Genomic DNA, 25,155 nt, shown 5'->3' with positions numbered 1-25,155 from the left:
CACGCACAAACAGCATGCAGATTTTCGGCACATAAAAAAATAAGGTTGCCAAAAATATTGGGCATTAACAATACAGTAAATAGCTGCTTCTATATGAGAAAACTTATTGGGTTGATATTCCAATTATATTTTGCAGTCAATCTCGTGACTAAGAAGCACCCCTGTTTCGCTTAGCTTAGCGACTAAGGCTTTGATAATAAGTCCTTTTTGCGCAGCATCGGCCAGTTTTTCTCCGTAAATCTTATCGATATGAGAAGCAGGCGAAAAATAGCTACAATCTCCCCGTTGCACCAAAAAAATTAAAGCCGCCTCAAATCCATGTGATCGCATAAACATGAGTTCATCAATGTGCTTTTGCGCCCGAGTTGAAACAGCATCTGGAAATTGAGCTATACCATTCTTCATCAGGGTGACATTTTTAACTTCAAGGTAGCAATCTGCTTGATCCTTTAAACTCTCGCTTAGTAAAAAATCGATTCTTGAGCGCTGTTCTATGCCATATTTTACTTCCGTTTTAACAGTTTGGTAATGATGAAAATCTTCCATACAGGCGTGAGAAAAACTATTTTTTATCAAACGGTTAGGAAGCATAGTGTTAACTCCCACCCACTCACAGCCGATCTTGATGGCCTGTACCGAATATTTGAGTGTCCGCTTAGGATCGTCGTTTTTGGTCAAAAGAACTTCATTGCCCGCATCGATCAAACCAAGCATCGATCCGGTATTGGCAATATGAGCCACCACCTCTTCTCCGTTAGGCAATACTATGTCCATAAAAAAACGCTTTCGGCGGCACAATAATTTTCCCACCATGGCCGGCTTACTAAAGTTCATCACATTAACTCGCACATTACATAATTATTTTTTCATAGAGACGAACTTTGCCAAAAAACAAAGAGCCCGCAATAGGCCCTTCGAAGGAACGAGCGAGCATATAAAGTGCATTCAAAAACACATCACATGCCCTTAGCATTATACAATTTGTATCATTTTAACTTTGAGCACGCCTATTTTTAACGATCATGATCTTCGAATAATTCCCACAAGCCCAATATTGCAAGCAATTTCTAGAGCGTTTTTCTCATCATCAAGATCGCAATAGGCCCATACCTTCACTGTGCATGACTGTAGCACCCAAAGCGCAGATGAAAGACTCGGCTCATGAGAGTTAAAATCTTTTTCTTGAGAAATTTTTTTCTTGGTTATTTTGCGCTGATAAAGAGGCAAAAAATCTTTGGTACCACTGGTAACGATCAGCGTCTTAAGCCCTAATTTTTCTAGAGCACGCGCTATTTTGATTCCATCATATGCATCCATACCTCCAGGAATCATCTCCTCAACCGACAGCAAAACCCACACATCTTCGAATATGGCCGAAAGTTTTAAAAAAATTTCAAGCACAATCTCCATGCGCTTTTCAATAGACCAATCGCTAAAGCGAGGGGAAAGAATTCGCATTAATAGCCCATCATCATGGACAGCAATGACCGCACGCTTCATTCCTCTTTCTTTGAGTACATGAGCTGCTTTTACAAATTTTTCCACAACCTGAGCAAAAAAATCCTCATGCCACATGGATTGGGAATTTTCTTTGCCAGCAAAAAACAGTATGGGCGTAGATTTTTTATCAATTTGACTTAAAAGCTCATGGTCATCATCAATTGCCACTGTTAAAAATGTGCCAAGCTCAAAATCAAGCGGCACGGTGCTAATAAAATTATGCGATTTCATAGTCTTTGCCAAAAAAGAGGAAACAATGTCTAGTCAGAAATACCAAGTTGATAGCGGGCTCGATGTCTTAGTTAAAGAGGGATTTTCCCGCTTTTTAGGCAAACGTGTAGCAATTTTGGCTAATCAAGCAAGTGTAGATAAAAACCTTGATCACATTGTGCCCCTTGCCCTAAAAGATGGCGTCAAACTTGTGAAATTATTTGCTCCCGAACACGGATTTAACGGAATTATGCAGGATATGGAGCATGTGGGTGAGGCTTTTGATGATCGCCTAAAACTTCCCATCATCAGCCTTTATGGCGATCACAAAGAAAGTTTAAAATTACAAAGCAAGCACTTGGAAGATGTGGATATTTTATTGTGCGATCTGCAGGATATCGGTTCCCGCTACTACACTTTCCACTGCACTATTGCATGGGCCATGGCTGCATGCCAAAAAACCAACACCAAACTTGCAGTGATAGACAGACCAAACCCCATCAATGCCATCGATATTGAAGGAAACTTGGTTGAAAAAACTCATTTTTCTTTTGTGGGAGCCTACCCTCTGCCCAACCGGCACGGATTTAGCATGGGCGAGTTGGTAAATTATGTGCAGGATGCACTCGGCATAAATTTTGACACAGAAATTATTTGGATGAAAAACTATCGACGAGAATTTTATTTTGACGAAATCAATCTTCCTTTTATTTCTCCTTCTCCTAATATGCCGAGCTTAGAGAGCGCACTGGTCTACCCTGGCATGTGTCTGATCGAAGGCACCAATCTTTCCGAAGGCAGAGGAACTTGTACCCCTTTTTCTTTGGTAGGGGCACCATATCTTGATGCTTTAGAATTTAAAAAACGCATCGATCATTTTGATAATCCTGGAGTAAAAGTTCGCCCTTGTTCATTTAAGCCCAAGTTTCATAAATTTGCCGATCAAGACTGTAACGGAATTTTTATACACGTTCTTGATAGAAAAAGTTTTAGGCCGCTGCGCTTTGCACTGAGCGTTATAAAAGCTGCTATGTCTTTTGAAGGGTTTGACTGGCGACATGAAGCTTATGAATTTGAAACCGATAGGCTCGCAATCGATCTTCTTTTGGGCAGCGAATCGATTCTGAAAAAATTAGAAAACCAAAATAGCCTTGAGGATATTTTTAAAATGTATCAAGAAAGTGAGATGAGATTTAAACAAAAAAGGCTCCGCTATCTTCACTATCAATAAACTTTCTGGCAAATTCTCGAGTGAGTTTGCCTTTTGCTCTTGTTACCAAGCACCATCAAATATTTAACGTTCATAAGCTCTTGTAGCCGTTTACTTTTCAAGGCGGCGACATTGAGAAGAACTTCTCTTTTTTCCTTGTGTGCCTGAGCAATGATGTAAGAGGCATGCATCTCCACACTATGGGTATGCAAATGAGCCAAATATGCTTTTTCGCCCATAGAAAATCTTATAAAGCTCGCCTCGTCTTTCTTTTTATTAAAAAAATTAATTTTATCGAAAGGAACTTTAAGCCATTCATGACATACTTCTTCCTTGCTCACTATCAAGAACTCATCGATCTGCTCAAAGCTCTCGCTCTGTATTAATCTTGCTCTGTCCAAAAAAATGTATCGATTATTCTCGAGCGCCCATTTTATTCTTTCTTGAATATAGTGCTTAAAGTTAGGTGCATTGTTATTTTGAATTATTATTTGTTCATAAGGACTTAATTTCTCTAATTGTTCAGGCGCTTCATCTACCAGAAAATTGAGCAAACAATTATCCTTTTTATGGTCTTCATCAAAAATAATTATTTTTTGAACGGCAATAATATAATTTTTGCGATTAATTTTTTCTAACAACAATAAATCAATCCACAGATGGCATTTTTTTTCCTTGGCATAATTAATTTTTTCAACAAGCTCAGACATGACTTCTTGCGATATGATTTTAATTTCTTTCCATTGCTGAGCTACTCGATAAGAAACAGTTGGAAAACCAAAAAATTTTTTGCTCTGATATTTAATATCTTCGTGCCATAATTGCTGGTAATTCCCAGCAAGACACTGAGTATCAACATGAACTTTAGCAAGTAACTGAACTTCATTTTCAATTTTGTTTTCTCTTCCAGAAAAAAAGATAATAAAATTATAGTTTCCCGTGCGGGCATTTTCGAGCTGTTCCTTGACTATCTGCTTTAGCTCATAACTCACTTCAAACAATTTAATTTTTTCAAACGATAGAGATGCTTGTCCATTTTCAGAAAGTTCACTGTACTCAAGTAAAAAGGGATTATACGAGATTCCACCAGCCCATAATGAGCATGCAAGAAAAAATAATATGGATGGCAGAAATGTCATTGAACTAAATACCTACAGAGGCAAATTTGTCGGGTAGCATATTATTTCTCCCTGCAATTATGCCAACATTAGAGAAACATTAGATGAACCTCATTATTCCTCTTCAGCGCTTTAAAATTCAAAGGATAAACCTTACAAGTACGTAAATACTTAGAAAAATATTTTTTGTCTTATTAAATTTTTTTGCCAAAAACCATTTTATAAAGCCTTGATGATTTGGAACAAGATTTGTAAGTTTTTACTTGGGCTTGGCGAAATAATTTTTCAACCGTCTCACGATATTTTCTCACTTCTTTTTCAGATGAAAATTCTATCTCTACCTCAAATATCTCTTGATTTTGAGGATAACTTACATGATCAAACTCAAAAGTTATAAAATCTTCATCAATCACAACAGGCAAAATTATTCTTAAGTTGGAAAATGAACCAATAATTTGCAGACCGCTCTTAGCTGCTTTAAGCATACTTCCATAAAGCAAAAGTTTTGTTTCTTGATCCTTAGGATTAGGCGATAACAAATGATAAAAGGCATCGATAGGAGACAATAATTGTTGTTCCAATAATTGAGCTATGCTTGGGTTGATTTCTTCTTCATATTCCAAACGAACCGATAAATTATTTTTGCTTTTTTTATCAGCCAATGATTGCTTTGCACACATAAGATATGAATTGTTTTGTTTTCTCAATCGAAGACTTATACCATTTCGTTTGAGGGATAGGCTTGGTGTATCAAAATAAATATTTCTTTGCCTAAGAACCAAAATGCGCCCGCTCTTCATAGGTTCTAGAAAATGAAAAAAGTGATCAAAATCTGCTTTGGAGGCCAGGCGATATTTGAGCTCAATTTCTTTTTTCATTGGATATAACCTTAAACTTTTGTTTTTTTAACCACATCAACGCTCTATGCGTTCAAAAAAAGAGGCTGAATATGGAGTATCGTGTTGATCAAGATAGCATGGGAAAAGTTAATGTGCCCAAAAACGCTTACTATGGTGCACAGACTGCAAGAAGTTTAGAGAATTTTCCTATCGGCAATGAGCTTATGCCAAAAACTTTTATCAGGGCTTTGGCAATAACCAAGCAGGCCGCAGCACTCGCGAACAACAAGCTTGGACGTCTGAGTGAAGAAATAACACTTTTGATCGTGCGCGCAAGCAGCGAAATTATCGATGGCAAACTTTCTGAACAATTTCCTTTAAAAATTTGGCAAACCGGATCGGGCACCCAAACTAATATGAACATGAATGAGGTTATCGCCCACCGAGCAAACGAATTTGCAGGAAAAGAATTGGGCGCAAAATCTCCAGTTCACCCTAATGACCATGTCAATCTCAGCCAGAGCACTAATGATATTTTTCCGACAGCTATGCATGTAAGCGCTGCCATGGAAGTAAAATTTAATCTTTTGAAAAGCATCAATCAGCTAGCCACAACCTTTGAACATAAATCGAAAGATTTTAAAGACATCGTAAAAATGGGGCGCACTCATCTACAGGATGCAACACCCATAAGTTTAGGCCAAGAAATGAGTGGCTATGCAGCCCAGTTGCGCATGTGCGAAAAAGCTCTTCAAGAGACACTGCCATTCATCTATCAGCTGGCGGCGGGTGGCACTGCCGTTGGAACAGGACTCAACGCTCATCATGATTTTGCCAAAACTATAGCCTCGATCATCGCTCATAAAACTGGACTCGCTTTTGAAAGTGCTCCCAACAAATTTTGTGCCATGGCTGCTCATGATTCCTGCGCTTTGTTGTCAGGAGTTTTAAATACCCTAGCCTGTGCTTTTATGAAAATTGCAAATGATATTCGTTGGATGGCTAGTGGACCTCGAGGAGGTATCGGGGAAATTTTTATTGCAGAAAATGAACCAGGATCATCCATCATGCCTGGAAAGGTAAACCCTACCCAGAGCGAAGCTGCTACAATGGTTGCTTGTCAGGTGATGGGAAATCACACAGCCATCAGCATAGCCTGCTCACAAGGTAATTTTGAGCTCAATGTTTTTAAACCGGTCATCATGAAAAATTTATTAAACTCCATCGAACTGTTAAGTGATTCTCTAAAATGTTTCGATGAAAAATGTGCTCAATCGATTCAGCCAAATATGGCTCGAATCAACGAGCTTAAAAACCGCTCTCTCATGCTGGTGACAGCCCTTACTCCTTATATAGGCTATGATCAGGCCGCCTTGGTTGCTAAGACTGCTCATAAAGAAAATAAAACTCTAAAAGAAGTATGCTTGGATATGAATTTAATGAGCGAAAAAGAATTTGACGAGCGTGTTCGTCCTGAAAATATGATACAGCCAAGCTTTTGAATAATTGCCTAAGCTCGCGTAAGCGAGCTTAGGCTCCTAATAAATGACGCTAAAAGCTAGCGCATTTTTTGCACAGAATTTGAACTAATGTAGAATTTTTTTCCCTGCATATCCAAAACCTGCTGATAACTCCCCACCTCTTTAATTAATTTTACTTTTGTCCCTGCTGCTATGCTTCCATCAGGTGAACGTCCTTGCCAGGGGCCATCGAGGTAATAGGCTGAATCTGCAATTACCACATAGCCAAATTCGCGTTCGCCTGGGCTAAAACTTTTTTTGTTCATAGATGCATACACACTGTCTATGCTTTGTGGGTTTTGCTCTTTATTGCAAGAGATTAAAAACAATGTCGATAATAAAAATAGTTTTTTCTTCATAAGTTTAAGGGAGTTAGGTACACGAAGTTGTTCAAAAATATTCACGCCTAAACTGTTAGCATTTTTCACTATGTTAAACCTTATTGACTTCTCAATAACTAAATATAATTAATTAACAATATTTATTCTCAAAATTTTAAAATAAAAATCCTAGTCTACAGGTTTAAAAAATGAACAAAAAAATATGGAAAAAATCCCCACAAGATTTACAGGAAATTTTTTACTCATCGATGGAGGAATTTCCTTCCGTAGAGCTTAGAAAAATGTTTGGTTATCCCTGCGCTTTTTTAAATGGAAATATGATGACAGGGCTTCATGAAGAAAATTTTGCAATTCGTCTTCCAAGTTTGGAGAGACAAAAAGCGCTGGATAGCAAACAAGGAAATATTTTTGCACCTATGAAAGGCCGTATTATGAAAGAATATCTTGCGCTATCAAAAAATATCATTGACGATAAGAAAAAATTGCATGCATGGCTTTTAAAATCTTTTGACTATACAAACTCTTTGCCCAAAAAAGAAAAAAAATCTTGATGTAGATTCTCGTTGTAAAAGTTGCTCTAAAGTACAAAATTATTCAGCATCGTAACGATATTTATTTTTTTTATCCCAATAATTATGCACAACAACAAAAAAACTATCATTCGAGTCAAAGTTAAATTTAACTCGAGCTCCCAGCCCCATCCGAGGAATGATTAGCTCTTTAACCCCATTTTTGGCAAACTCAAGTCGACAATCTAAAGGAGCAGCATTAAAACCCAAACCATCGCTCCAACCTCTAGGAAATTGCTCCGAAAATAATTGACCAGCATCAATAGCGGCAGAAAAAATTTCTCGATTATGTTCTCGAGGTTCTCTACAGGAAATATTGATTTTTTTTCTGCTGTTATTTACGACGCTCCAGCAACTATTATTTTCCAAATTTCTGCACGGCGATAAAGATGCAGCCTTAGAAAAAAATAGCCCAAAAAATAATAATAAGTATTTTTTTATCATGAATTTCCCTTTTCATATCGAGAGCAAAAAACTCTCACTCATATTATGAGGGAGCAGAAGATCTTTTTTTGTTAAAAAAATCTTTGGAAAAAGAACGCTATCGATTTTTGCAGAATTTTTACAAGTATTGCCAAAAAAATAACGCTCAATACATCACAACATGACTCGAATATTATAAAGAAAATTCTGCTTTGTTAGAAAAACTTGAGCAACCATCAGCGTCTCTTATCTGATGGGATGCTATTAAAATTTTTTCGCAGCTAAAGACACTATTTTTTGTCTCCACTGCGAATTAAATTCTAATTGAGCTGAGTCTAGTTACTGCTGTGCTCTTGTTCGCCTTCGACAATCACTTTACCCACTTTCATGTTTGCCAAAGGAACTTGCATTACTTCTAGCTCTCCTACCGCAACAGCAGTCAGCTGCTCCTTATTAAATGCTTTTTTGGCCACGGTCATGATGTCTTCTTTAGTAACGGCTTTAATTTTTTCATAATATTTTTCGTCATAGTCTGTAGGTAAATCATAAAGAAACTGCTCAGATACTATGTCCGAAATTTTTTGCACCGTCGAATAGCGACTAGCAAATGAGTCAAGCTGGCTTACTTTTGCCGCTTTGAGTTCTTCATCGCTCACTGGTGTAGTATTTAACATCTCAAATTCTTTAAGAATCTCTCCCAAAGCATCAGCCCCAAAGGGAACTCGAATACTAGTAGTGACAAAAAATGGCCCTAAGCCTTGAAATGGATTCACTGAACTTGCAACCCCATAAGTCCATCCTTTCTTTTCTCGTAAATTGCTATCAAGTCTGCTGGATGGAATACTAGCCAAGATTTGCTGCAACAAAGAATAGGATGGTAAATCTTGATCTTTCATTGTTGCCACGGGTTTCCCCACCAACAAATAAGTTTGAGGCGTATGAGGGCGTGCAATAAGATTGGTAGTCATTTCTTTGTGTGCGGCAGGCGCAGCAATTTCCAATGTGCGATAATTTATTTTTTTCCATTTAGAGAAATTCTTTTTGGCCATTTTTTTTATGCTCGCTAAATCTGCATCGCCAACAACAATGAGTGCCGCATTATCCGGTCCAAAATTTTGAGTATAAGCTTGCTTTACCTGATCGAGCGTGATCTGATTAAGCGAGTCAATAGTACCTTTGCTTGGATGAGCGTAAGGATGATTTTTCCCATAAGCAGTGTTTAAAAAACTCACTTGAGCGACGTAGTTAGGCATTGCTTGACTTGCGGTAATGAAATTGAGCTGCTGAAATTTTACGCGATCAAAATCACTTTGCTCCATGCGAGGATTTTGCGCCATGGATGCAAGAAGTTTGACTGTTTCTTTCATCTTATCACTTAATATTCCCACAGAGATCTGAGAAAAATCTTTGCCAACTCCTACACTCACTTGAGTACCTAACTGAGCAAAAGCTTCGGCTAACCCTAGAGAACTCAATTTTTTGGTGCCTTCTTTAAGCATGAGACTCACTAAGTTTTGCAAACCAAATTGCCCTATTGGATCTCGAGCAGAACCATTTTTGAACACTAGATTTACTTCGGCTATAGGCAGACGATGATCTTCCACCACATAGATAGATAAGCCATTTTTTAGCTTCGCTTTTTTTACTGTAGGAAATACCGGAGCAACAACTGCTTTTTCTTCTAGAGGCAATTGATGACGCCATTGTTCTTCTTTGAGCAACTGCTCTCGCTCTTTAGCCAATCGAGGATTGACTGGGATAGATTTACATCCTGTCAAAGAAAAAATAATTAAAGCTACAAAAATTTTGATCATATTTTTCTTCATAACTAATTCCTTTGAGCTACATGAATATTTTCTGGGGCGGCAATAAGTATTTTTCGTTGATTGGGTTTGAGACAGCGCTTAACAGTTGCACTCAAAGTTTGAGCAGTCACTGCTTTATATCGAGCTAAATCTTTTTGCATGTAACTTGGATCATTGGTGTAGTGATTATAAGTTTGTAAAAGTTCTGTTTTACCAGAGCCTCCTCCCAACTCCTGCAGATCAAAATAATAGTTAGTCATAATAGAATTTCTGCTGCGTTCAATATCATTTTTTTCAATATTACCAGCTGTGACTTGTGCAATCACCCGATCTATTTCCTCGATAACTTGATTTTCATCCACTCCTGGGTTGAGCAATACATCAATGGTAAAAACTGATGTTTGCCCCATTGAGTGTTGATAGACCGAAACCTGATTAGCCAAAGATTTATCTCTGGTGAGAGCTTTTTTAAGCAGGGCATTTTCACCTTTGCCGATAATAATAGATGCAATATCAAGATCAGCATCGCCGTTTTTAAAAATAGATGGTGTTATCCATTGCATACGCAAAAGCGGCAATTGACCAAGCTTTTCATCCACCCGTATGATCTCTTGACGTTCAATCTTTACTTGCGGAATTATGGGAGTAGATGCTCGTTTTGTTTTGGGCAAGGTTGCAAAATATTTAGCAACCAAAGCTTTGACTTCTACTTCATCAAAATCACCAACTATCGCCAAAGTGGCATTGCTTGGGCCATAATACCGGTCATAGAAACTTTTCACATCATCCAAAGTTGCCGCCTCTAAATCTTTGTGAGAGCCGATCACATAGCCATGATAAGGATTGCTTTGGGGAAATATTTTTTGCCACAGCGTTAGGTTTGCCAAACCATAAGGTGAAGTCTCATAACGTTGTTCTCGTTCTCTTCTTACAACTTCACGCTGTTCATCAAGCCTTTCTTGATCAATAGTCAAAAAAGTCATTCGACTTGCTTCTAGGGAAAGGGCTAATTCTAAGCGATTTTTCGGCACTGTCTCGTAGTAGTTGGTTCTATCAAAACTGGTAGAAGCATTGATAGCAAATGCCCCACCAACTCCATCAAGCAATTTAAAAAAATCGTCTTAGCCAAAATGTGCCGTTCCCTCAAACATAAGGTGCTCAAAAAGGTGAGCAAATCCTGTGCGATGAGGTTGTTCATTGACTGAGCCAACGTTGTACCAAACACTAACAGCCACAAAAGGTGCTGAGTGATCTTCCGATAAAATTACGGTCAGCCCATTTTCCAACTGATATTTTTTATTAGCGATAAAAGGATTCGTATGCCTGTTTTTATTTTTTTTGGAATGGCTTTTCTTTAAATCCGCTTCAACTTTTTTATCACTAGTTGAAGGTTTTATGTTTTCAACCTTTGCATTTGCTATAAAACTTATGAAAAAAAAGCAAAAAATAATTTTCCATACATATTAAAACCAACCCTGTTGTGAGCCTGCATGGGCTCATTAACTTACTTAAAAAAATCAATCAATGACTTAAGAACTGATCGTTCTTCAGCTATAAAGCGCTCTACATTGTCTGGCTCCAGTACAATCACCCCACAACTACTGCATTGATCGACATCCACATAGCTGATGCGCTTAGTTTCTAAATCGTGACCACACTTTGGGCATTTCATATAGTGCAAGGCTTTGAGCTCTTCATCATGAGCTTTTTTATTTTTTTTGATTTTTTCATGTTGAAGCTTGTGCCTTGAGCTCGCGCTTTCATTGACAAAATATTCTTCTTCTAAGTTTTTTGATTTTTTCATGGATGATCTCCTCGCTAATTAAGGAATTATTCTATCCCTTACTAGAGAATTTTTTAAAAGACATCATATTAAAGCTTAACATTTGATGTTTTCGATTTTTCGAAAAGGAAAAACAAGTTTTGTTCATATCTTTCGCGATGGTGTCTATCGCAGTCAAGATGATCAAAAAAAATTTTTCTTTACCAGAGGTCAATAATGCGCGGTTTTATGAATGAACTTTTAGATGCTTCAAGCGAAGTTATCAGCCACTATTTTCATACACGAAATTATCAAGTTGAGATAAAAGCAAATAACACTCCGGTTACTCTGGCCGATAAAGAATCAGAAAAAATTATGCGAAAGCTCATTGAAGATCGCTACCCTGATCATGGGATTATCGGTGAAGAATACGGCAGCAAAAATCCCAATGCCGAATATGTTTGGGTACTCGATCCGGTAGATGGAACCATTGCCTTCATTCATGGAGTTCCGCTTTTTGTCACCCTAATCGCACTTCTCAAAAATGGGCAGCCAATTTTAGGTGCAATTAACCAACCTGTGGCAAAACTTCGGTGCGAGGGAGATAATACGCATGCATGGCTCAATAATGAACCCACCCAAATGAGAATCCCAAAAGATATTTCTCAAACAACAATGCTAAGCACAGACATGCTCAAGGTGGGACGCCTGCACAATAAAGCTGGCTTCGAAGATCTTTTAGAAAAAGTTAAACTCTTTAGAACGTGGGGCGATGGATTTGGTTACCTTGTGCTGGCCAGCGGTAAAGCAGACATCATGGTTGATGCGCAAATGGCACCGTGGGATATTTTACCAGTTATTCCCGTTGTAAGAGGTGCCGGAGCAAAAATCACAACTTTCACGGGCGGCGATCCCGTGATTGGAACCTCCGCCGTCTGCGCTCATCCAAGTATTTTTGACCAGGTGCACACTATTTTGAATCGCAGTTCTTAAAGTGAGGAGAAAATCAATGCTTTGGCCGAGTTCAATAAATGCTCAACTCTGAAAAATTTTAAAATTTCGGCCAAAGTTGAGCTTAAAAACTATATCCGACTTGTAATAAAAGCTCGGGATTAGGGTGAACAATTAAGCCTTTTTGTTTTATAGGCTCAAAAAAGCTTCTTGAGGAAAAGCCAATCCCACCTCCTAAGACTAAACCAAAATCAAAAGCATGATTATAACCAATCGAATTAAACCAAGCGATAGTAAGCCCTTGATTGCGTGACTGAATCACACCTCTAAGCAAACCTGGTTGTTCAAAAGCCAAACCTGTACCCAAAAGGCTTTCAATATAAAAGCCGCTCATTAAATTTTGCCGAAAAAAGAGCTGAGAAAAATAAAATCGCGCTCCTAAACCGCCTGACATAGTTCTAAACTGACTACTTTCAGAAAAACCTCCATAATAAATTTCTCTATAATCAGCATGAACTAGACCGCTTAATGCAGGCAAAAAAGCCCATTCAAAGCGAACACCTCCTCCATAAGCACCTCCTCCAATCAAAGGGAAAGATCCGCCTCCCAAAAGCGAGATTGACATGTTTTTGTAAGGCTCTTTTATTTCACCCCCAAAAATCTGTCCAAAAAATATAAAAAATAATATAAAAAATATTTTGATTGCTTTTTGCATTCTCTTTCTCCTTGAAAAACCTTTTATACAGCACTCAGCAAAAAAAGTGGAATAAGTGGATATTATCAGCAAATTTCTCATTGATTTTGCGAAAAAATTTCCTCAAAAATCATTTGTTAAATACTTTCAAAACAGTCTCTAAAGTAATTCCGTTCGATAAGAGAAATATGGGATAACTCCTCGAGTATCTCACCATTAATGCGTTGGAATTTTTATTTGGCCGGTCATGTTTTGAGCTACAGCAATCCGCTGCTCTAGATTGTGCGCCTTAGCATAGTGAGGATCGAGTTCGCAGGTTTTTTTCCAACTGGCGATAGCTTCTTCAATATTACCCTTCATCATAAATGCCATTCCCCGATAATGGAACGCAGGGGCATAGTCAGCTTTTTTTTGCACTATCTGTTCGAAAAGACCCACAGCCTCATCAAGCCTATCGGTTATAAAATAGGTACGAGCTTTTACGATAGACACATCGACATCATAATTTTTTGCCAAAAATTGATTAGCTAACTCTTCACAAAGCAGCAATTTTTGTTCTTGAAAAGCTTTTAGAATTTCATTTTTTTGAGGGCTATTTTGTTTATGAGGCGAAAAAGGATCGCGAATTTCAACAACATTTTTTTGACCTTCCAGGCGCAACTTCAAATCAGCAATACTCGCCTCTAGTTCATTTTTTAGTTCTGGCTGTGATTTTTTTTGAGCTAAATAATTTTGCCATGCCTCAATACCAATACTAATACGCTTTTTATCAAGGTCATTTGCTTCGTATATTATGGCCCCAATCAAATAAAGCGCATCCATTTTGGCTTCAGAATCCTTAGGGCTTTCATCAACAATTTTTTTAAGCTCGCTTACTGCTAAATCCGGGTTTCCCAAAAAAAATATAGCCCGAGCGCGCCAATTACGAGCCTCTATAAAATCAGGCTCATTCTTTAGGACTTCACTCATGTACATAGCTGCTTCAACAAAGCGCCTTCTAAGAAAAAGCAACTTCGCCTTTAGCCACAGTTTCCGATTATCACTCAGTGTATCTAAAGATCGTATCAACTCTGGAAGACTTAAAAAAAGCTTAACAAGATCAGCATCTTTTGAGTCTTTGGAAAAAAGTTTTTGATCACCATCCATTAGACCTTTGACCACTCTTCTTAGCTGTCTTTGATCGAGACGGTGGTTTACCACATTATCAAATAAAGCCACCTCTTTCTTAAGCTCATCATTGTAAACACTGGCTCCCATGGGCGGTGGCGCAACATTAGACATAGTATCAGCAGCCGGCCCCAAAGCTGCCTTACGCTGGCAAGCATTGCACAGGAAAAGCGAAAAAAGCGCCAAAAATCTTATTTTCATCTAATAATCCCTCGAAACTGCTTAAAAAATTAATGAAAAAATTGCTAGCATGAAGTACGAAGAATAAAAGCACTTAGCCATTCGGGTATTGCCTAATTGAGAATGATTTGCAAAATCGTTTAAGAAAGGAGGAAAACGTGGAAGAAAAACCGCTTAAAAGTATTCCGCTTGGCAGCTGTGTACAAATCACTCGCTGTCTGTCTCCCTTGCGTTCCGACGTTTACCGTCTCCTAGAGATGGGCCTGTGCCGAGGTGCGCGGGTTACCGTACTACAAAATGATCGTCTTATTGGAGCAATTGAGTTGGCACTCAACAACAGTCGTTTGTGTATTGCAAATGATCTGGCCAATCAATTTTTAACGATAACCGCACAACAAAGTTAAACTCATGACCGGCCCTGTACTTTTGATTGGCAACCCCAACTCTGGCAAATCAACCTTATTCAATGCGCTGACCGGACTTCACACTAAAGTCGCAAATTACCCAGGTATAACTGTAGAAGCAAAGCTTGGAAAGATCACACGACTTAACGGAGAACAGGTAGATATTATTGATTTACCAGGAACTTACAGTTTGATACCAGCATCAGAAGAAGAAGAGCTGAGCGTCAAAGCTTTGATGGGGGATATTCAAAGTCTCAAAGATCGAAGCCTTATCGTGATGGTCATTGATGCTACTGAGCTTAGACGCGGACTCTATCTGTATTCGCAGCTTATTGAGCTTGGTTTTAAAACAATCATAGCGCTGACTATGATTGATCAAAAACCAGAACTTAAAAAAACTCAATCTCTCAATGTTTTAAAAAAATCCGTTTGCTCCTATGTCGTGCCGGTTTCATCATTTGATCAAAAGAGTATCACACACCTGAAAACAACCATTGATGGAGTTCTTTCAGGTTCCCTCACACCTCAAATTAAAAAACAACCTCTGCTATTTAAAAGCCTTTCGCAGGAATTGATCGATAAACTTGCGCAATCTCCAAAAAACCTTGAGCGATTCCCCCAGCACATCAAAAATAATCCAGACTTGATTCGCAATCACAATATTGTTCTTTATCGACTTGCAAAATGCGCTCGACTTGGCCGCAACGAAAAAGATCTTTCCCATCTACATCTGACAGCACATAACAGGAGCGAGCTCGATGCCTTACTTGCAAGCATCCCTGAACAACGTTTTCAAAGAATCGATACCTGGATCAAAGACATTAAAACCGGTGTCAACGATATCCGGCGAACATCTGATAGAATCGACAAATTTTTACTGCATCCTGTACTAGGATCCGCTTTTTTGCTTGTGCTGTTCGTTAGCTTACTGCAAGCGTTATTCACTATTGCGCAACCTTTGGGTGATGGACTCGAAAGCGGTCTTGGCTATATGAGCAACCTTATAAACAACCTTCTTCCTGCAGGCTCAATGATCCAGTCTTTAGTGATTGATGGTGTCTTTGCCGGAGTGAGCAGTATTTTATCTTTTCTCCCCTTAATAGCCCTCCTTTTCTTCTTTTTAGCCCTGTTGGAAGACAGCGGTTATTTGGCAAGAGCAACCTACTTGCTTGATGCCTCTTTAAAAAAAGTGGGATTATGCGGACGCTCTCTTGTTCCTATGTTGAGCAGTTTTGCCTGCGCGGTTCCCGCCATCATGGCTACTCGTACTATCGGTAATCGCAAAGAACGTCTCATAACTATCATGGTTACCCCATTCCTTACCTGTTCGGCCCGCCTGCCTGTTTTTGGCTTAATTGTAGGTGCATTATTCAGCACCTACCCGCCTTTCTTTGGTTTTTTGAATAGAGGCGCTCTTATTTTCTTAGCCATGTATGCCTTAGGCATTATTGCCTCATTGTTTTCAGCATATGTATTGTCAAAAATTATTAAGAGTTCTCACAAGCAGGGACTTTCTATCGAATTACCTCCTTACCGTATGCCTCAACTTTCTTCATTGATAAAACGAGTGGTAGAGCGTATCCACTTATTTGTACGAGATGTAGGAAGCGTTATTTTAGCCTCTACCATTCTCATTTGGGCTTTATTTCACTTTGAGCCTCACCATCCGCCTCTGCCAGAAAATTCTGTGGCAGAACTAAGTACCACAAAGGTAAAATTCGAAAATAGTTACGCAGGATTAATTGGCAAAACTATGGAACCACTCGTTACTCCCATGGGGCTCGACTGGCAGGTGAGCATTGGTATTTTGGCAAGTTTTTTGGCAAGAGAGGTCTTTGTTTCCACTATGGCCGTGGTGTATGGCTTGCAAAATGAAGAAGACAACAACCTCAAAAATGCATTTAAAAAAAATATCACCCCATTATCTGGTTTTTGCCTATTGGTTTTCTTTACCTTATCTATGCAATGTATCAGCACTTTAGCCACGACCCACAGAGAAACCGGTTCATTGGTTTGGACCTTGCTACAATTCCTACTGATGACAGGTTCTGCCTATCTATTAGCGCTACTAAGTTATGCGATTGGCAATCTTTTTTAGCCGAGCAAGGGAGCTTTTATGTGGGAGATATTAGATCAGTGGTTAGTTTTGATGGCATTGGGATGGGCAATATGGAGCATCTATCACACTTTAAGTAAAAAGAGCTTCCAGCGCTGCTCTTCCCCGTGTGATAAAAAAATTTTTAGCCATAAGGGCCCTCTTATTTCTCTGAAGCGAAAAATTCATTGATAAATTCCATAGTTACTCTTCACTGACTAAAAATAAAATGCGAATGAAACATGGGAAAATAGAGCGTGTTTGAATGATTCATGGATATTAAAATATAGAGCATAAGCACATTCTAAAACTAAGGCCATTTCAGAATAAAAAAGCCATTCAATTCCTAGGTGAGGCTTCAAACCTACAAAAATTGGCCAATCCAAATTAAGAGGTAAATTTTTAGCTTTGTTCCCTAAAAACTGAAGATAATGCAGCAGCACTCCAGAGTATGGTCTTAAATTTTCATATAAAAAATTATAGCGCACCCCCGCTCCGCCTAAAAAACTAGATACAAATTCCTCATCATCAAAACTAAGAGTCCCGCTCGCGAATGTCGTTTCGACTACCCACCACCATTGGTAGTCTAAAGCTTGCTTATAGCTTGTTCCAACACTCCATTGGGTGCCTATCCCCCAAGGTTTTTGTATCTCAGAAAAAAGAGAATCAAAAAAAATGGCACCTACATGAGGAATGTTTAACGAATTATTTCCGAAAGCTTCGCACCGCACTGAAGAACTCAGAGACATAAAAGTAAAGATAAGAAAAACATATTTAGCCATAGTGACTAAACAAGACTCAGCCTCGCTTTATTTTGAAAAAGACTTTTTCGTTTATTTTCGCAACAGCGCAATAGAAAAAACTAAAGTGTCATTCTGCTTGGCAGACAATAAAAAGCCGGGGTACACAAAACCCCGGCTTAAACCAGGCGATTAAAAAACCGCCTCATCGGGCCACTTAGGCTCTAGCAAGCAACCAGTCGCTAATTAATCATAACGAGAAACTTTCTATCTGCAAGCAAGAAAAATAAAACACTAGACACTTTATTAATAATCACCATAAAAACAACAGATTAGCTCTCAAAATAAAAAATATTTAATCACTGCTTTTAACTTCACAAAGCAAAAGATCCGCAATCCCTCTTGATCAAAAGGAACTATTGCGGCAGAAACGAGGCTTTAGGATGACTGATTAGAGTGGAGAATTATGTCGGAAAATACTGCATTATCACGCGGCAAAAGACGCTTAGCGGATTTTTTTATTCAGAATAAAACTGAAGTCGACTACAAAAATGTCGACGTTCTACGTCGCTTTATTTCGCCAGAAGGCAAGATTTTGCCGTCTCGTCGTTCTGGACTCGTAGCGATCAATCAGCGCAAGCTAACAAAGGCTGTTAAACGAGCTCGAGCTGCAGGTCTGTTGCCTTTCAGAAATGCTGAAGTTTAAAAAATAAACTGCATTCTTAGCAGATTACGAGACCCCATATGCTACTATAGCCCTATGGGGCTTTTTTTATAAAATAAGAGTGTATCAAGCGACAAGGTTAAAGGTCGCTTTTTTTGTGGGGGCAGCTCAATGAAAAAAACCTTTATCCTGGATACTAACGTGTTATTGCATGATCCGCAGGCACTATTTAATTTCGGTAATAATGATATCGTTATCCCGATCTATGCTGTGGAAGAAATTGATAATTTTAAAAAAGAGCTTTCAGAATTAGGGCAAAATGCTCGCCAAGTAAGCCGTATTCTCGATGAGCTTAGAAACATTGGCTCTCTGGCCAAAGGTGTCAAGTTAGAATCTGGCGGTACATTAAAGGTTGCCACTTCTAGCCGTTCTCTTCCCGAGGAATTAGCCTCAGAACGCAGCGCTGATAACCGTATTCTAGCTGTTGCATTCGATGCCCAAGAACTTCTCAAAGGCAAACAAGAAGTCGTATTTATTACTCAAGATACCAACCTACGTATCCGTTCTGATGCGCTTGGTATTCGTTCAGAAAATTTTGAACCTGAACCAACAAAAATTGACGAGCTCTATACCGGCTACAGAGAAATTGAAATCGAAAAGGAAAAAATCGATCAATTCTACAGCGCAAATACGCTCTCGCTCGACAATTCGCAGCTACTGAAAAACCAGTTTGCTATCCTAAAAAATAACAGCAATCCTTCGCATTCAGCATTATCTCGCCTTTCTCCAAGCGATAACATCCTACGCCCAATTATTAAGCATAACCAAGAAGTTTGGGGCATTAGTCCGCGAAACAAAGAACAGGTGTTTGCACTCGATCTTTTGCTCGATGATTCAATTCAGCTCGTCACTTTGGTAGGAAAGGCGGGTACAGGAAAAACACTTCTCGCTATCGCTGCAGGGCTTCACTTGGTGGCGGATGAAAGAAGATTTCAGCGTTTATTGGTTAGCCGTCCCATTTTTCCGCTGGGTCGTGACTTAGGCTATTTGCCGGGAACAGTCGAGGAAAAACTCAACCCTTGGATGCAACCTATTTTTGATAATGTAGAATTCATTATGGGACGTTCACACTTTTCACGCCAACAACATAAACGAAGTTATCAAGAACTTATCGAGTTGGATCTTTTACAAATAGAGCCCCTCACTTATATCAGAGGCCGTTCTATCGCATCTCAATTTATGATTATTGATGAGGCTCAAAACCTCACTCCTCACGAAGTTAAAACTATTGTCTCCCGCGCTGGTGAAGGCACAAAAATAATCCTCACCGGTGACCCTTACCAAATTGATCACCCTTATGTCGACTCCACCAATAATGGCCTAGTACATGTTGTTAACCGCTTTAAAAATCAAGGAATTTTTGGACATGTACGCTTGAAAAAAGGAGAGCGCTCCAAGCTTGCCGAAGCAGCAGCAAATTTACTTTAAAAAATATTTTAGCAAAAAGACTAAATTGAGGTAATGATTTCCAATACTACTGATCACTCTGTGTGATATCTCGTGTATTTTTTTACCTTTATTAAGGCACTGTTTATATTTATATATTTTTTTAATTTAAATTAATCACCATATTTTTCACTTATTTTTTAATACTCAATTTGATAGTTCGTCTGAATAATTAGCAGACACCTTGAGGTGACCAATGCAAAAAAATAAAAACTTCATTGCAAGTTTTTTTGGCTTAGCACTCCTAAGCTCATGCTCCAATCAATCAATAGAAAATGCTTCTAAAAATAATAGCCATGAGATTAAGTCTGAATATGGCGCTGATGAAAAAATAGAGACCGCGCCTGCCAGTGAGGCTGACAGCACTGAGGAAGCTGACAATAATAATCAGGGTCCAGACTTAAAACCAAAACCTGGCAAAGATAAACAAGAAAGCTTTATGAAAAAAGGCGGCATTGGTTCACAAAAGTACGGAATGGGTCAAGACAATAAAGATAATCGAAAAAAGTCCCGCCAGTTGGTAGGTTTTTTTGACCTCTGCGTAAACGAAGGAACAGCATCGCAACAGCAAACGATAAAAATTGCAGCCACTCCAACCGCTCCTCTCTCGCCACTAAAGCTACCTGATCTATCACAAGAAAGCCTTAAAAGCATCGACGTGCTATTTCTTGTCAATTGCGATGATGAAAACAAGGCCTTAGAATTTCAGGCAACAGTGCCTGCAATAGCAGATTGGATCAATAAAGGTGGCCGCTTGGTGTTTCATGATCAATTGAAGGATAGCGCTAAAACAGCTCTTCCCAACTTAGCTCAGCTTGATTTAAGTTCTGATATTGAAGAAATTCGTAACATTGAGATTGCTACATCGGATACCCGTATCACCAAAGGGCCTCGGGGAGTCCTCACAAGCGAAAGCCTCGATGGCTCCAATCTAGCTCAAGGTTTTGCTTATAAGAACACGCTTCCTCAAAACTCCAAAAGCATTCTTACCACGAGCGATCCTGAACATGTGATTACCTTTTCCTATTGCTCTGGTCTGGGCGGGGTTGTCTATTCCACAATTCCTCTTGATATGACGCTTGCCGAAGATACTAAAGAGGAGGGAGACTCTGTTTTCGATACTATAAAAAATGTATACGCTCCAAATGTGGTAGCTTATGCTGCTCATGACAAATTGTGCCTCTAACTCAGGACTAGTGGCTTAACAGGCTTGCTGTAGCTAGTTGCGGAATACTTTTTTAAGATAGTTCCGCAGCAGTTTGCCGCTTTCAACTGTAGTGCAATAATGAGGGCCCAATAAACCAAAGCTTTATTCAAATGCAGACAATACTAAGGTTTTGAGTTGTGGCCCATGTTTTTTGTAGCGTGCCCAGCAGCTATGCTGCTTTTAAAAAAAACTTCAGACATTCCTTAGGGCGATACTAAAAAGAGTACCCCACGTCAAAATATAACGATGGCAAAATTATCGCCACAGAGCTCGTACTTATTTTTGAACCCTCAAGTTGGTGAGCAAACTGAGCCACATAGCCTTTAATTCCCGATTTAATAAACCAATTATTATCAAATAAATGTTGATAAAATATTTCAACCATCAAAGGAAAGAGCAAAAAGGTCCCTTTATTGTGCACATAGATGTCACCTTTTTTTTTCCATAAACATATTTTGATTAAAATCTGCCAAATAGTGAAAACCACCACCCAGACCTACACCAAATCCTTTAGAGAAATCTTTATTTCCAAAATTATAAAGCATAGCCTGCAAAGATATATCTAAGCCCCCTGAATGAGTTGGCCCTTGCCCTAAAAACATTACGCCAAAATTATAATTGCCATTAATTTCCAACGCAAAATTTCTATGAAACGCGAATTGATAGACCATGCCAGACGAAGCTCCACCACCACTAAGTAAAAATATGCCACCCAGTTGAGCACCAACCCTGTGAGCTAGTTCAGTATTAGCCTGAAAACTTAATATTATTGAGACCAATAAAGTGCCTAAAATTTTCTTCATGATATCAACAACCTTTTTAAAAAGTTAAAATCTAACAAAGCAATCTCCTGCTACCATAATGGATTAACAAATCCGAACATACAATAAATGCCTTAGTGGTTTTTGTCAGCGATGAGAAAAAGCAACTTCTTCTTTAAAGCTTTTGCCGAAGTCGCTAAAGGATGCTACAGGTAGCTGCTAAATAATATTTAGCAGCAATATCGTGGCTCGATTGCCTTGGACTTTAATATTGAAACAAAATTTTTTTTACAAAAAAACTGTCAAAAGTTTTTCAGTTAATATCAACAATTCAATCAATCATTAAAAATTGCCAAAAAATTTCAATAAGCTAGTTGTGACGAGCATCTTATTCACCAAAAACAGAAAAATTCAGCTCCTTTGGGCTTTAAATCTTAAAATCAAAAAAAATAGATTCTTGTACGGGTATTTAGTATTTGGTTTTTTTGTGCATATAAAATAGGGCGTAATTTCGCTGTAACAAACAAAGGTAGCAATACCCATCAAGCTGCCAGTTTTTAAGTGATTTAGTCAATGCATGAATAAACCGCAATTAAAGGGGTAAAAAATGGCAAAAAGCCCACTTAAAGATAAAGACTTCATTCCTGACGATGCCTCTTTATCCGCAATTTTAGGCAATCGTTGGCCCCGTTACCAAGAAACGGTCAAAGCTTTAGAAGAAAGAAAACTCTATCCAGAAATGTACTGGTATGGACCTTCAAGTGGCTGGGCTCCAAGGTTTTGCATTGGCGAAGTAACCGTATGCGGAATTTATTTGGCTCAAAACCCATTGATGGGACTTGTTGGTGTTGGAGATAAAGTCGGCAGCTACCTTGATAAGGACGACAAACTTTCTCCTCGAGCGCGAGCGCTCTACGAAATGACACCCAAAAAAGGTCCTCTGCGCTGGATAGAAGCCCAACTTGCCACTCGAGGCGACCTAGAGGCTTTTCTATCACTCGTAGACGGAAAGCTCAGAGCGCTTGCTAAAGAAGGAGTAAAACCAAAAGATGGCCCCCCTCCTCCGCGCATCAAAAAACGCGATCCTGGGCCTGCAAAGGCGCCTGGCAAACCAGGACGCAAGCCATTAAAAATTGCTCCCCCAAAAGAGCTCCCTACACAGATGGGGCCTCCAAAGCAATTTTCTCTCAGTGTTATTTTAAAAGGAGGAAGAGGTTGATAAACCCTTTATTCCTGGCTTCCCCTATCGTGGGGAGGCTCTAAGTTAAATAATTATCGTGAACCAAATTACTTTTATGATAAAGTCTTCTTCTATTTATTTCTGTGTAAAAACAGCATTAATGTTGCCTGGTAGATAGAAAAAACTCGACCTAGCCAATTCACCTCGAAGCCACACGGTGCAGTATTCTAACTAAGAGCAGATAGCCTTTAAGCTCTTTATTCCAAATCAAACGCTCACTAGATTTCATTCAAAACGGTCTCTAACAGACTGTTTTTTATTATCCCAAATCATGAGTAGGAATTTTTTCCACCGTAGCAATATCACCGCCAAAAATTTCTAAAGTTTTTTTAACGATTGGATGAGAACTCGCCTCATCATAAAGCGCCTGCTCCGCTGCCTTTATTTGCTGCTCTTCGTGTTGAGCTACAGTCTTTGCTGATTCTTTGGTTTGTGGTTCAGCACTTTTTAATAGCTCTAGAGATATTTCTAGAGATTGCTCGTAAATTTTTCTGACAAGTTTCAATAGCTGTGGATGACTTTTGTATTGCTGTGCAAACTCATAATGCAGCGACAAAGAAAAACTTAAATGCAAAACTCCATCTCGAACACTGGGCTGAGCATGGCGCAGATGGCTTGCAAGGCTTGGCGCAATTTCACTCAATTGATTAAGCAAAACACTAAAAAGCTCCAAAACATTAGCACTCTTCACTTCTGGCTTGGGAGTATCTTTTTTAGGTGGCTGAGCTTTCATCTGCTCCCCATGTTCCTTAGGCAACTCCAAAGGCACAGGGCGATTATGCAAAATGGCATCGAGTTTATTGAGGCAAAAATTGATGGTAGTGGCCTCGCTCATAGGCGGCCGCATAGCCAATCTCAAAACCAAAAGCTCCAAAGCCAAGAGAGGTTTTTTTGCTTGAAACACCTGAGCCATTCCATCGAGAGCCATGGCAAAAAGCCGTTTTAAGTCAGCTCGCTCAAAACTGTGGGCTTCATTAAATTCTTCTTCTTCAAGACCGGTAATTAAAGTTGATGCTTCTTTGAAATCATCCAGATGAGCCGATAAAGAAAGAACACGAAATCGAGCGGCAAGTGCATCACTCAGCTGACACAGATCAAGACCACTCTCATATACTTCTTTTACAATAGCAAGCGCAGGCCCGACTTCTTGCTCGATGAGGTGATAAGCTAACTGTCTAACAGCCTGATGACTTACCACCCCTAAAATCTCTGCTATAACTTTTGATGAATATACTTCTCGCTCGGAGGTAATAACTTGCTCCAAAATACTCAGAGCATCGCGCATGCCACCATCCGCCAACTCTGAGATCAACAGCAATGCATCATCGGCAAAGTTTAAAGCCTCTTTTTTGACAATATCTCTAAGCGCCTTTTGAATAACGGCAACAGCAACTCGCTTGAAATCATAACGCTGACACCGCGACAAAATAGTTTTTGGAATTTTATGAGCTTCGGTTGTTGCAAAAATGAAGATCACATGAGCCGGCGGTTCTTCAAGAATTTTTAATAGGGCATTGAATGCACTGATCGAAAGCATGTGCACTTCATCAATGATAAAAATTTTATATTTGGCAGACGTTGGCTGGTAGCGTGCGCTATCCCGAAGCTCTCGCACATCATCAACACCAGTATGCGAAGCTCCATCAATTTCAATCACATCCAAGGAAGAAAAATTATCGATCGCACTGCATTGAGCACATTTCCCGCAGGGTTCAGCCCCATCTCTCTGGGTACACACAAGGGCTTTAGCCACCAGACGAGCGATCGTTGTTTTTCCTACGCCTCTGCTGCCTGTGAACAACATAGCATGGGCAATGCGATTTTTTTCTATAGCTGCTTTAATGGTTGAAACAACAACTTCCTGACCCACCACTTGCTCAAAAAACTGTGGCCGATACTTGCGGGCTAAAACTAGGTGACTCACACTCATGCCTCAAAAAAAAATGCCGTGCACCCCTATTTGCTTTCTACCGTTGCTCCCTTCCGGGCCTGGCGGGGTTTGAAAGTAATAAGTCGCACAGCAATGGCGGAGAGAGAGGGATTCGAACCCTCGATACCTGTTACAGTATACACGATTTCCAATCGTGCGCCTTCAGCCTCTCGGCCACCTCTCCAAATACCACCAAAGGTGTGTTGGCGGACAGCGAGGGATTCGAACCCCCGAGACCCAAAAAGAGCCTGCCTGATTTCGAATCAGGTGCCTTCAACCGCTCGGCCAGCTGTCCAATACATCGATCGACAACTGCTCA

Annotated in this window: 26 protein-coding genes, 2 tRNA genes and 1 other RNA gene; 10 read left to right on the top strand and 19 right to left on the bottom strand. The window is 39.3% G+C overall.

Annotated features, from left to right (window positions below; all coding sequences use genetic code 11):
* Nucleotides 1-123 precede the first annotated feature (123 nt).
* Nucleotides 124-834 (bottom strand): DNA/RNA nuclease SfsA, encoded by a 711-nt coding sequence (sfsA, locus tag H6731_06875; protein USN49992.1) that lies wholly within the window; start codon nucleotides 832-834, stop codon nucleotides 124-126.
* Nucleotides 835-1,020: 186 nt separating this feature from the next.
* On the bottom strand, nucleotides 1,021-1,731 hold the full coding sequence (locus H6731_06870) for a hypothetical protein (GenBank protein ID USN49991.1): 711 nt from the start codon (nucleotides 1,729-1,731) through the stop codon (nucleotides 1,021-1,023).
* Between the two features lie 25 nt (nucleotides 1,732-1,756).
* Here H6731_06870 and H6731_06865 point away from each other — a divergent pair, with 25 nt between their 5' ends.
* The gene (locus tag H6731_06865; protein USN49990.1) at nucleotides 1,757-2,941 is read left to right on the top strand and encodes a DUF1343 domain-containing protein; all 1,185 of its coding nucleotides are present in this window, start codon (nucleotides 1,757-1,759) and stop codon (nucleotides 2,939-2,941) included.
* Here H6731_06865 and H6731_06860 read toward each other — a convergent pair.
* Both H6731_06860 and H6731_06855 read right to left on the bottom strand, forming a co-directional pair.
* The gene (locus H6731_06860) at nucleotides 2,935-4,059 is read right to left on the bottom strand and encodes a hypothetical protein (protein ID USN49989.1); all 1,125 of its coding nucleotides are present in this window, start codon (nucleotides 4,057-4,059) and stop codon (nucleotides 2,935-2,937) included. The genes H6731_06865 and H6731_06860 overlap by 7 nt on opposite strands.
* 173 nt (nucleotides 4,060-4,232) lie before the next feature.
* Nucleotides 4,233-4,916: a CYTH domain-containing protein gene (locus tag H6731_06855; GenBank protein ID USN49988.1), complete on the bottom strand. Its 684-nt coding sequence runs from the start codon at nucleotides 4,914-4,916 to the stop codon at nucleotides 4,233-4,235.
* A 71-nt stretch (nucleotides 4,917-4,987) separates the two neighbouring features.
* Here H6731_06855 and fumC point away from each other — a divergent pair, with 71 nt between their 5' ends.
* Complete coding sequence (fumC, locus tag H6731_06850; protein ID USN49987.1) at nucleotides 4,988-6,379, top strand: class II fumarate hydratase; 1,392 nt, start codon at nucleotides 4,988-4,990, stop codon at nucleotides 6,377-6,379.
* 56 nt (nucleotides 6,380-6,435) lie between these two features.
* On the opposite strand, the gene H6731_06845 is transcribed toward fumC, so the two are convergent.
* The gene (locus H6731_06845) at nucleotides 6,436-6,825 is read right to left on the bottom strand and encodes a hypothetical protein (GenBank protein ID USN49986.1); all 390 of its coding nucleotides are present in this window, start codon (nucleotides 6,823-6,825) and stop codon (nucleotides 6,436-6,438) included.
* 101 nt (nucleotides 6,826-6,926) lie between these two features.
* On the opposite strand from H6731_06845, the gene H6731_06840 reads away from it, so the two are divergent.
* Nucleotides 6,927-7,289, top strand: coding sequence for a TfoX/Sxy family protein (locus tag H6731_06840; GenBank protein ID USN49985.1), 363 nt, complete (start codon nucleotides 6,927-6,929; stop codon nucleotides 7,287-7,289).
* A gap of 39 nt (nucleotides 7,290-7,328) precedes the next feature.
* On the opposite strand, the gene H6731_06835 is transcribed toward H6731_06840, so the two are convergent.
* The 5 genes from H6731_06835 to H6731_06815 form a co-directional block, all read right to left on the bottom strand.
* Nucleotides 7,329-7,751, bottom strand: coding sequence for a hypothetical protein (locus tag H6731_06835; GenBank protein ID USN49984.1), 423 nt, complete (start codon nucleotides 7,749-7,751; stop codon nucleotides 7,329-7,331).
* A 314-nt stretch (nucleotides 7,752-8,065) separates the two neighbouring features.
* Nucleotides 8,066-9,556 (bottom strand): insulinase family protein, encoded by a 1,491-nt coding sequence (locus tag H6731_06830; GenBank protein ID USN49983.1) that lies wholly within the window; start codon nucleotides 9,554-9,556, stop codon nucleotides 8,066-8,068.
* A 2-nt stretch (nucleotides 9,557-9,558) separates the two neighbouring features.
* Nucleotides 9,559-10,641: an insulinase family protein gene (locus tag H6731_06825; GenBank protein ID USN49982.1), complete on the bottom strand. Its 1,083-nt coding sequence runs from the start codon at nucleotides 10,639-10,641 to the stop codon at nucleotides 9,559-9,561.
* 15 nt (nucleotides 10,642-10,656) lie between these two features.
* On the bottom strand, nucleotides 10,657-10,770 hold the full coding sequence (locus tag H6731_06820) for an insulinase family protein (protein USN49981.1): 114 nt from the start codon (nucleotides 10,768-10,770) through the stop codon (nucleotides 10,657-10,659).
* Nucleotides 10,771-11,039: 269 nt separating this feature from the next.
* The gene (locus tag H6731_06815) at nucleotides 11,040-11,339 is read right to left on the bottom strand and encodes a zf-TFIIB domain-containing protein (GenBank protein ID USN49980.1); all 300 of its coding nucleotides are present in this window, start codon (nucleotides 11,337-11,339) and stop codon (nucleotides 11,040-11,042) included.
* Nucleotides 11,340-11,534: 195 nt separating this feature from the next.
* On the opposite strand from H6731_06815, the gene H6731_06810 reads away from it, so the two are divergent.
* Entirely contained in the window at nucleotides 11,535-12,290 is a 756-nt protein-coding gene (locus H6731_06810) for a histidinol-phosphatase (protein ID USN49979.1), read from the top strand.
* Between the two features lie 82 nt (nucleotides 12,291-12,372).
* Here H6731_06810 and H6731_06805 read toward each other — a convergent pair whose 3' ends face one another.
* Together H6731_06805 and H6731_06800 are read right to left on the bottom strand one after the other, a co-directional pair.
* Complete coding sequence (locus tag H6731_06805; GenBank protein USN49978.1) at nucleotides 12,373-12,963, bottom strand: hypothetical protein; 591 nt, start codon at nucleotides 12,961-12,963, stop codon at nucleotides 12,373-12,375.
* Between the two features lie 195 nt (nucleotides 12,964-13,158).
* Complete coding sequence (locus H6731_06800) at nucleotides 13,159-14,310, bottom strand: tetratricopeptide repeat protein (GenBank protein ID USN49977.1); 1,152 nt, start codon at nucleotides 14,308-14,310, stop codon at nucleotides 13,159-13,161.
* Nucleotides 14,311-14,447: 137 nt separating this feature from the next.
* Between H6731_06800 and H6731_06795 the strand changes: the two genes are divergently transcribed.
* Nucleotides 14,448-14,693 carry a ferrous iron transport protein A gene (locus H6731_06795; protein ID USN49976.1) on the top strand — a complete coding sequence of 82 codons (246 nt, stop codon included), beginning with the start codon at nucleotides 14,448-14,450 and terminating at the stop codon, nucleotides 14,691-14,693.
* 4 nt (nucleotides 14,694-14,697) lie between these two features.
* On the top strand, nucleotides 14,698-16,791 hold the full coding sequence (feoB, locus tag H6731_06790; protein ID USN49975.1) for a ferrous iron transport protein B: 2,094 nt from the start codon (nucleotides 14,698-14,700) through the stop codon (nucleotides 16,789-16,791).
* Between the two features lie 215 nt (nucleotides 16,792-17,006).
* On the opposite strand, the gene H6731_06785 is transcribed toward feoB, so the two are convergent.
* Nucleotides 17,007-17,570: a hypothetical protein gene (locus tag H6731_06785; protein USN49974.1), complete on the bottom strand. Its 564-nt coding sequence runs from the start codon at nucleotides 17,568-17,570 to the stop codon at nucleotides 17,007-17,009.
* 424 nt (nucleotides 17,571-17,994) lie between these two features.
* Between H6731_06785 and H6731_06780 the strand changes: the two genes are divergently transcribed.
* The 3 genes from H6731_06780 (at nucleotide 17,995) to H6731_06770 (ending at nucleotide 20,884) form a co-directional block, all read left to right on the top strand.
* Nucleotides 17,995-18,234: a 30S ribosomal protein S18 gene (locus H6731_06780; protein USN49973.1), complete on the top strand. Its 240-nt coding sequence runs from the start codon at nucleotides 17,995-17,997 to the stop codon at nucleotides 18,232-18,234.
* Between the two features lie 129 nt (nucleotides 18,235-18,363).
* On the top strand, nucleotides 18,364-19,680 hold the full coding sequence (locus H6731_06775) for a PhoH family protein (GenBank protein USN49972.1): 1,317 nt from the start codon (nucleotides 18,364-18,366) through the stop codon (nucleotides 19,678-19,680).
* Between the two features lie 214 nt (nucleotides 19,681-19,894).
* The gene (locus tag H6731_06770; GenBank protein USN49971.1) at nucleotides 19,895-20,884 is read left to right on the top strand and encodes a hypothetical protein; all 990 of its coding nucleotides are present in this window, start codon (nucleotides 19,895-19,897) and stop codon (nucleotides 20,882-20,884) included.
* A gap of 235 nt (nucleotides 20,885-21,119) precedes the next feature.
* Here the strand turns inward: H6731_06770 and H6731_06765 are convergent, their stop codons facing one another.
* Together H6731_06765 and H6731_06760 are read right to left on the bottom strand one after the other, a co-directional pair.
* On the bottom strand, nucleotides 21,120-21,326 hold the full coding sequence (locus H6731_06765; GenBank protein ID USN49970.1) for a hypothetical protein: 207 nt from the start codon (nucleotides 21,324-21,326) through the stop codon (nucleotides 21,120-21,122).
* Nucleotides 21,327-21,333: 7 nt separating this feature from the next.
* Nucleotides 21,334-21,708, bottom strand: coding sequence for a hypothetical protein (locus H6731_06760; GenBank protein USN49969.1), 375 nt, complete (start codon nucleotides 21,706-21,708; stop codon nucleotides 21,334-21,336).
* Nucleotides 21,709-22,273: 565 nt separating this feature from the next.
* Between H6731_06760 and H6731_06755 the strand changes: the two genes are divergently transcribed.
* The gene (locus H6731_06755; GenBank protein ID USN49968.1) at nucleotides 22,274-22,885 is read left to right on the top strand and encodes a DUF3788 family protein; all 612 of its coding nucleotides are present in this window, start codon (nucleotides 22,274-22,276) and stop codon (nucleotides 22,883-22,885) included.
* 280 nt (nucleotides 22,886-23,165) lie between these two features.
* Here H6731_06755 and dnaX read toward each other — a convergent pair whose 3' ends face one another.
* The 4 genes from dnaX to H6731_06735 all read right to left on the bottom strand — a co-directional run bounded on the left by dnaX (nucleotide 23,166) and on the right by H6731_06735 (nucleotide 25,131).
* Nucleotides 23,166-24,830 (bottom strand): DNA polymerase III subunit gamma/tau, encoded by a 1,665-nt coding sequence (dnaX, locus tag H6731_06750; protein ID USN49967.1) that lies wholly within the window; start codon nucleotides 24,828-24,830, stop codon nucleotides 23,166-23,168.
* Between the two features lie 15 nt (nucleotides 24,831-24,845).
* Nucleotides 24,846-24,931: signal recognition particle sRNA small type (gene ffs / locus H6731_06745), an RNA gene on the bottom strand.
* Nucleotides 24,931-25,020 (bottom strand) — tRNA-Ser (locus H6731_06740). The genes ffs and H6731_06740 overlap by 1 nt, the downstream gene beginning before the upstream one ends.
* Before the next feature lie 20 nt (nucleotides 25,021-25,040).
* Nucleotides 25,041-25,131, bottom strand: a tRNA-Ser gene (locus H6731_06735).
* Between the last annotated feature and the right edge of the window lie 24 nt (nucleotides 25,132-25,155).

Source organism: Myxococcales bacterium, assembly GCA_023898405.1.
Classification (GTDB): domain Bacteria; phylum Myxococcota; class UBA727; order UBA727; family JABDBI01.
This window is presented reverse-complemented; position numbering and strand designations above follow the sequence as displayed.

What these genes read in the sequence shown, in the direction of transcription:
- H6731_06810 (USN49979.1), top strand. Translation starts at nt 11,535, where the DNA reads ATGCGCGGTTTTATGAATGAACTTTTAGATGCTTCAAGCGAAGTTATC.
- H6731_06860 (USN49989.1), bottom strand. Translation starts at nt 4,059, where the DNA reads ATGACATTTCTGCCATCCATATTATTTTTTCTTGCATGCTCATTATGG.
- sfsA (USN49992.1), bottom strand. Translation starts at nt 834, where the DNA reads ATGAACTTTAGTAAGCCGGCCATGGTGGGAAAATTATTGTGCCGCCGA.
- H6731_06800 (USN49977.1), bottom strand. Translation starts at nt 14,310, where the DNA reads ATGAAAATAAGATTTTTGGCGCTTTTTTCGCTTTTCCTGTGCAATGCT.
- H6731_06785 (USN49974.1), bottom strand. Translation starts at nt 17,570, where the DNA reads ATGGCTAAATATGTTTTTCTTATCTTTACTTTTATGTCTCTGAGTTCT.
- H6731_06755 (USN49968.1), top strand. Translation starts at nt 22,274, where the DNA reads ATGGCAAAAAGCCCACTTAAAGATAAAGACTTCATTCCTGACGATGCC.
- fumC (USN49987.1), top strand. Translation starts at nt 4,988, where the DNA reads ATGGAGTATCGTGTTGATCAAGATAGCATGGGAAAAGTTAATGTGCCC.
- H6731_06865 (USN49990.1), top strand. Translation starts at nt 1,757, where the DNA reads ATGTCTAGTCAGAAATACCAAGTTGATAGCGGGCTCGATGTCTTAGTT.
- H6731_06775 (USN49972.1), top strand. Translation starts at nt 18,364, where the DNA reads ATGAAAAAAACCTTTATCCTGGATACTAACGTGTTATTGCATGATCCG.
- H6731_06840 (USN49985.1), top strand. Translation starts at nt 6,927, where the DNA reads ATGAACAAAAAAATATGGAAAAAATCCCCACAAGATTTACAGGAAATT.
- H6731_06870 (USN49991.1), bottom strand. Translation starts at nt 1,731, where the DNA reads ATGAAATCGCATAATTTTATTAGCACCGTGCCGCTTGATTTTGAGCTT.
- H6731_06770 (USN49971.1), top strand. Translation starts at nt 19,895, where the DNA reads ATGCAAAAAAATAAAAACTTCATTGCAAGTTTTTTTGGCTTAGCACTC.
- H6731_06760 (USN49969.1), bottom strand. Translation starts at nt 21,708, where the DNA reads ATGAAGAAAATTTTAGGCACTTTATTGGTCTCAATAATATTAAGTTTT.
- H6731_06780 (USN49973.1), top strand. Translation starts at nt 17,995, where the DNA reads ATGTCGGAAAATACTGCATTATCACGCGGCAAAAGACGCTTAGCGGAT.
- H6731_06805 (USN49978.1), bottom strand. Translation starts at nt 12,963, where the DNA reads ATGCAAAAAGCAATCAAAATATTTTTTATATTATTTTTTATATTTTTT.
- H6731_06815 (USN49980.1), bottom strand. Translation starts at nt 11,339, where the DNA reads ATGAAAAAATCAAAAAACTTAGAAGAAGAATATTTTGTCAATGAAAGC.
- H6731_06835 (USN49984.1), bottom strand. Translation starts at nt 7,751, where the DNA reads ATGATAAAAAAATACTTATTATTATTTTTTGGGCTATTTTTTTCTAAG.
- H6731_06855 (USN49988.1), bottom strand. Translation starts at nt 4,916, where the DNA reads ATGAAAAAAGAAATTGAGCTCAAATATCGCCTGGCCTCCAAAGCAGAT.
- feoB (USN49975.1), top strand. Translation starts at nt 14,698, where the DNA reads ATGACCGGCCCTGTACTTTTGATTGGCAACCCCAACTCTGGCAAATCA.
- H6731_06830 (USN49983.1), bottom strand. Translation starts at nt 9,556, where the DNA reads ATGAAGAAAAATATGATCAAAATTTTTGTAGCTTTAATTATTTTTTCT.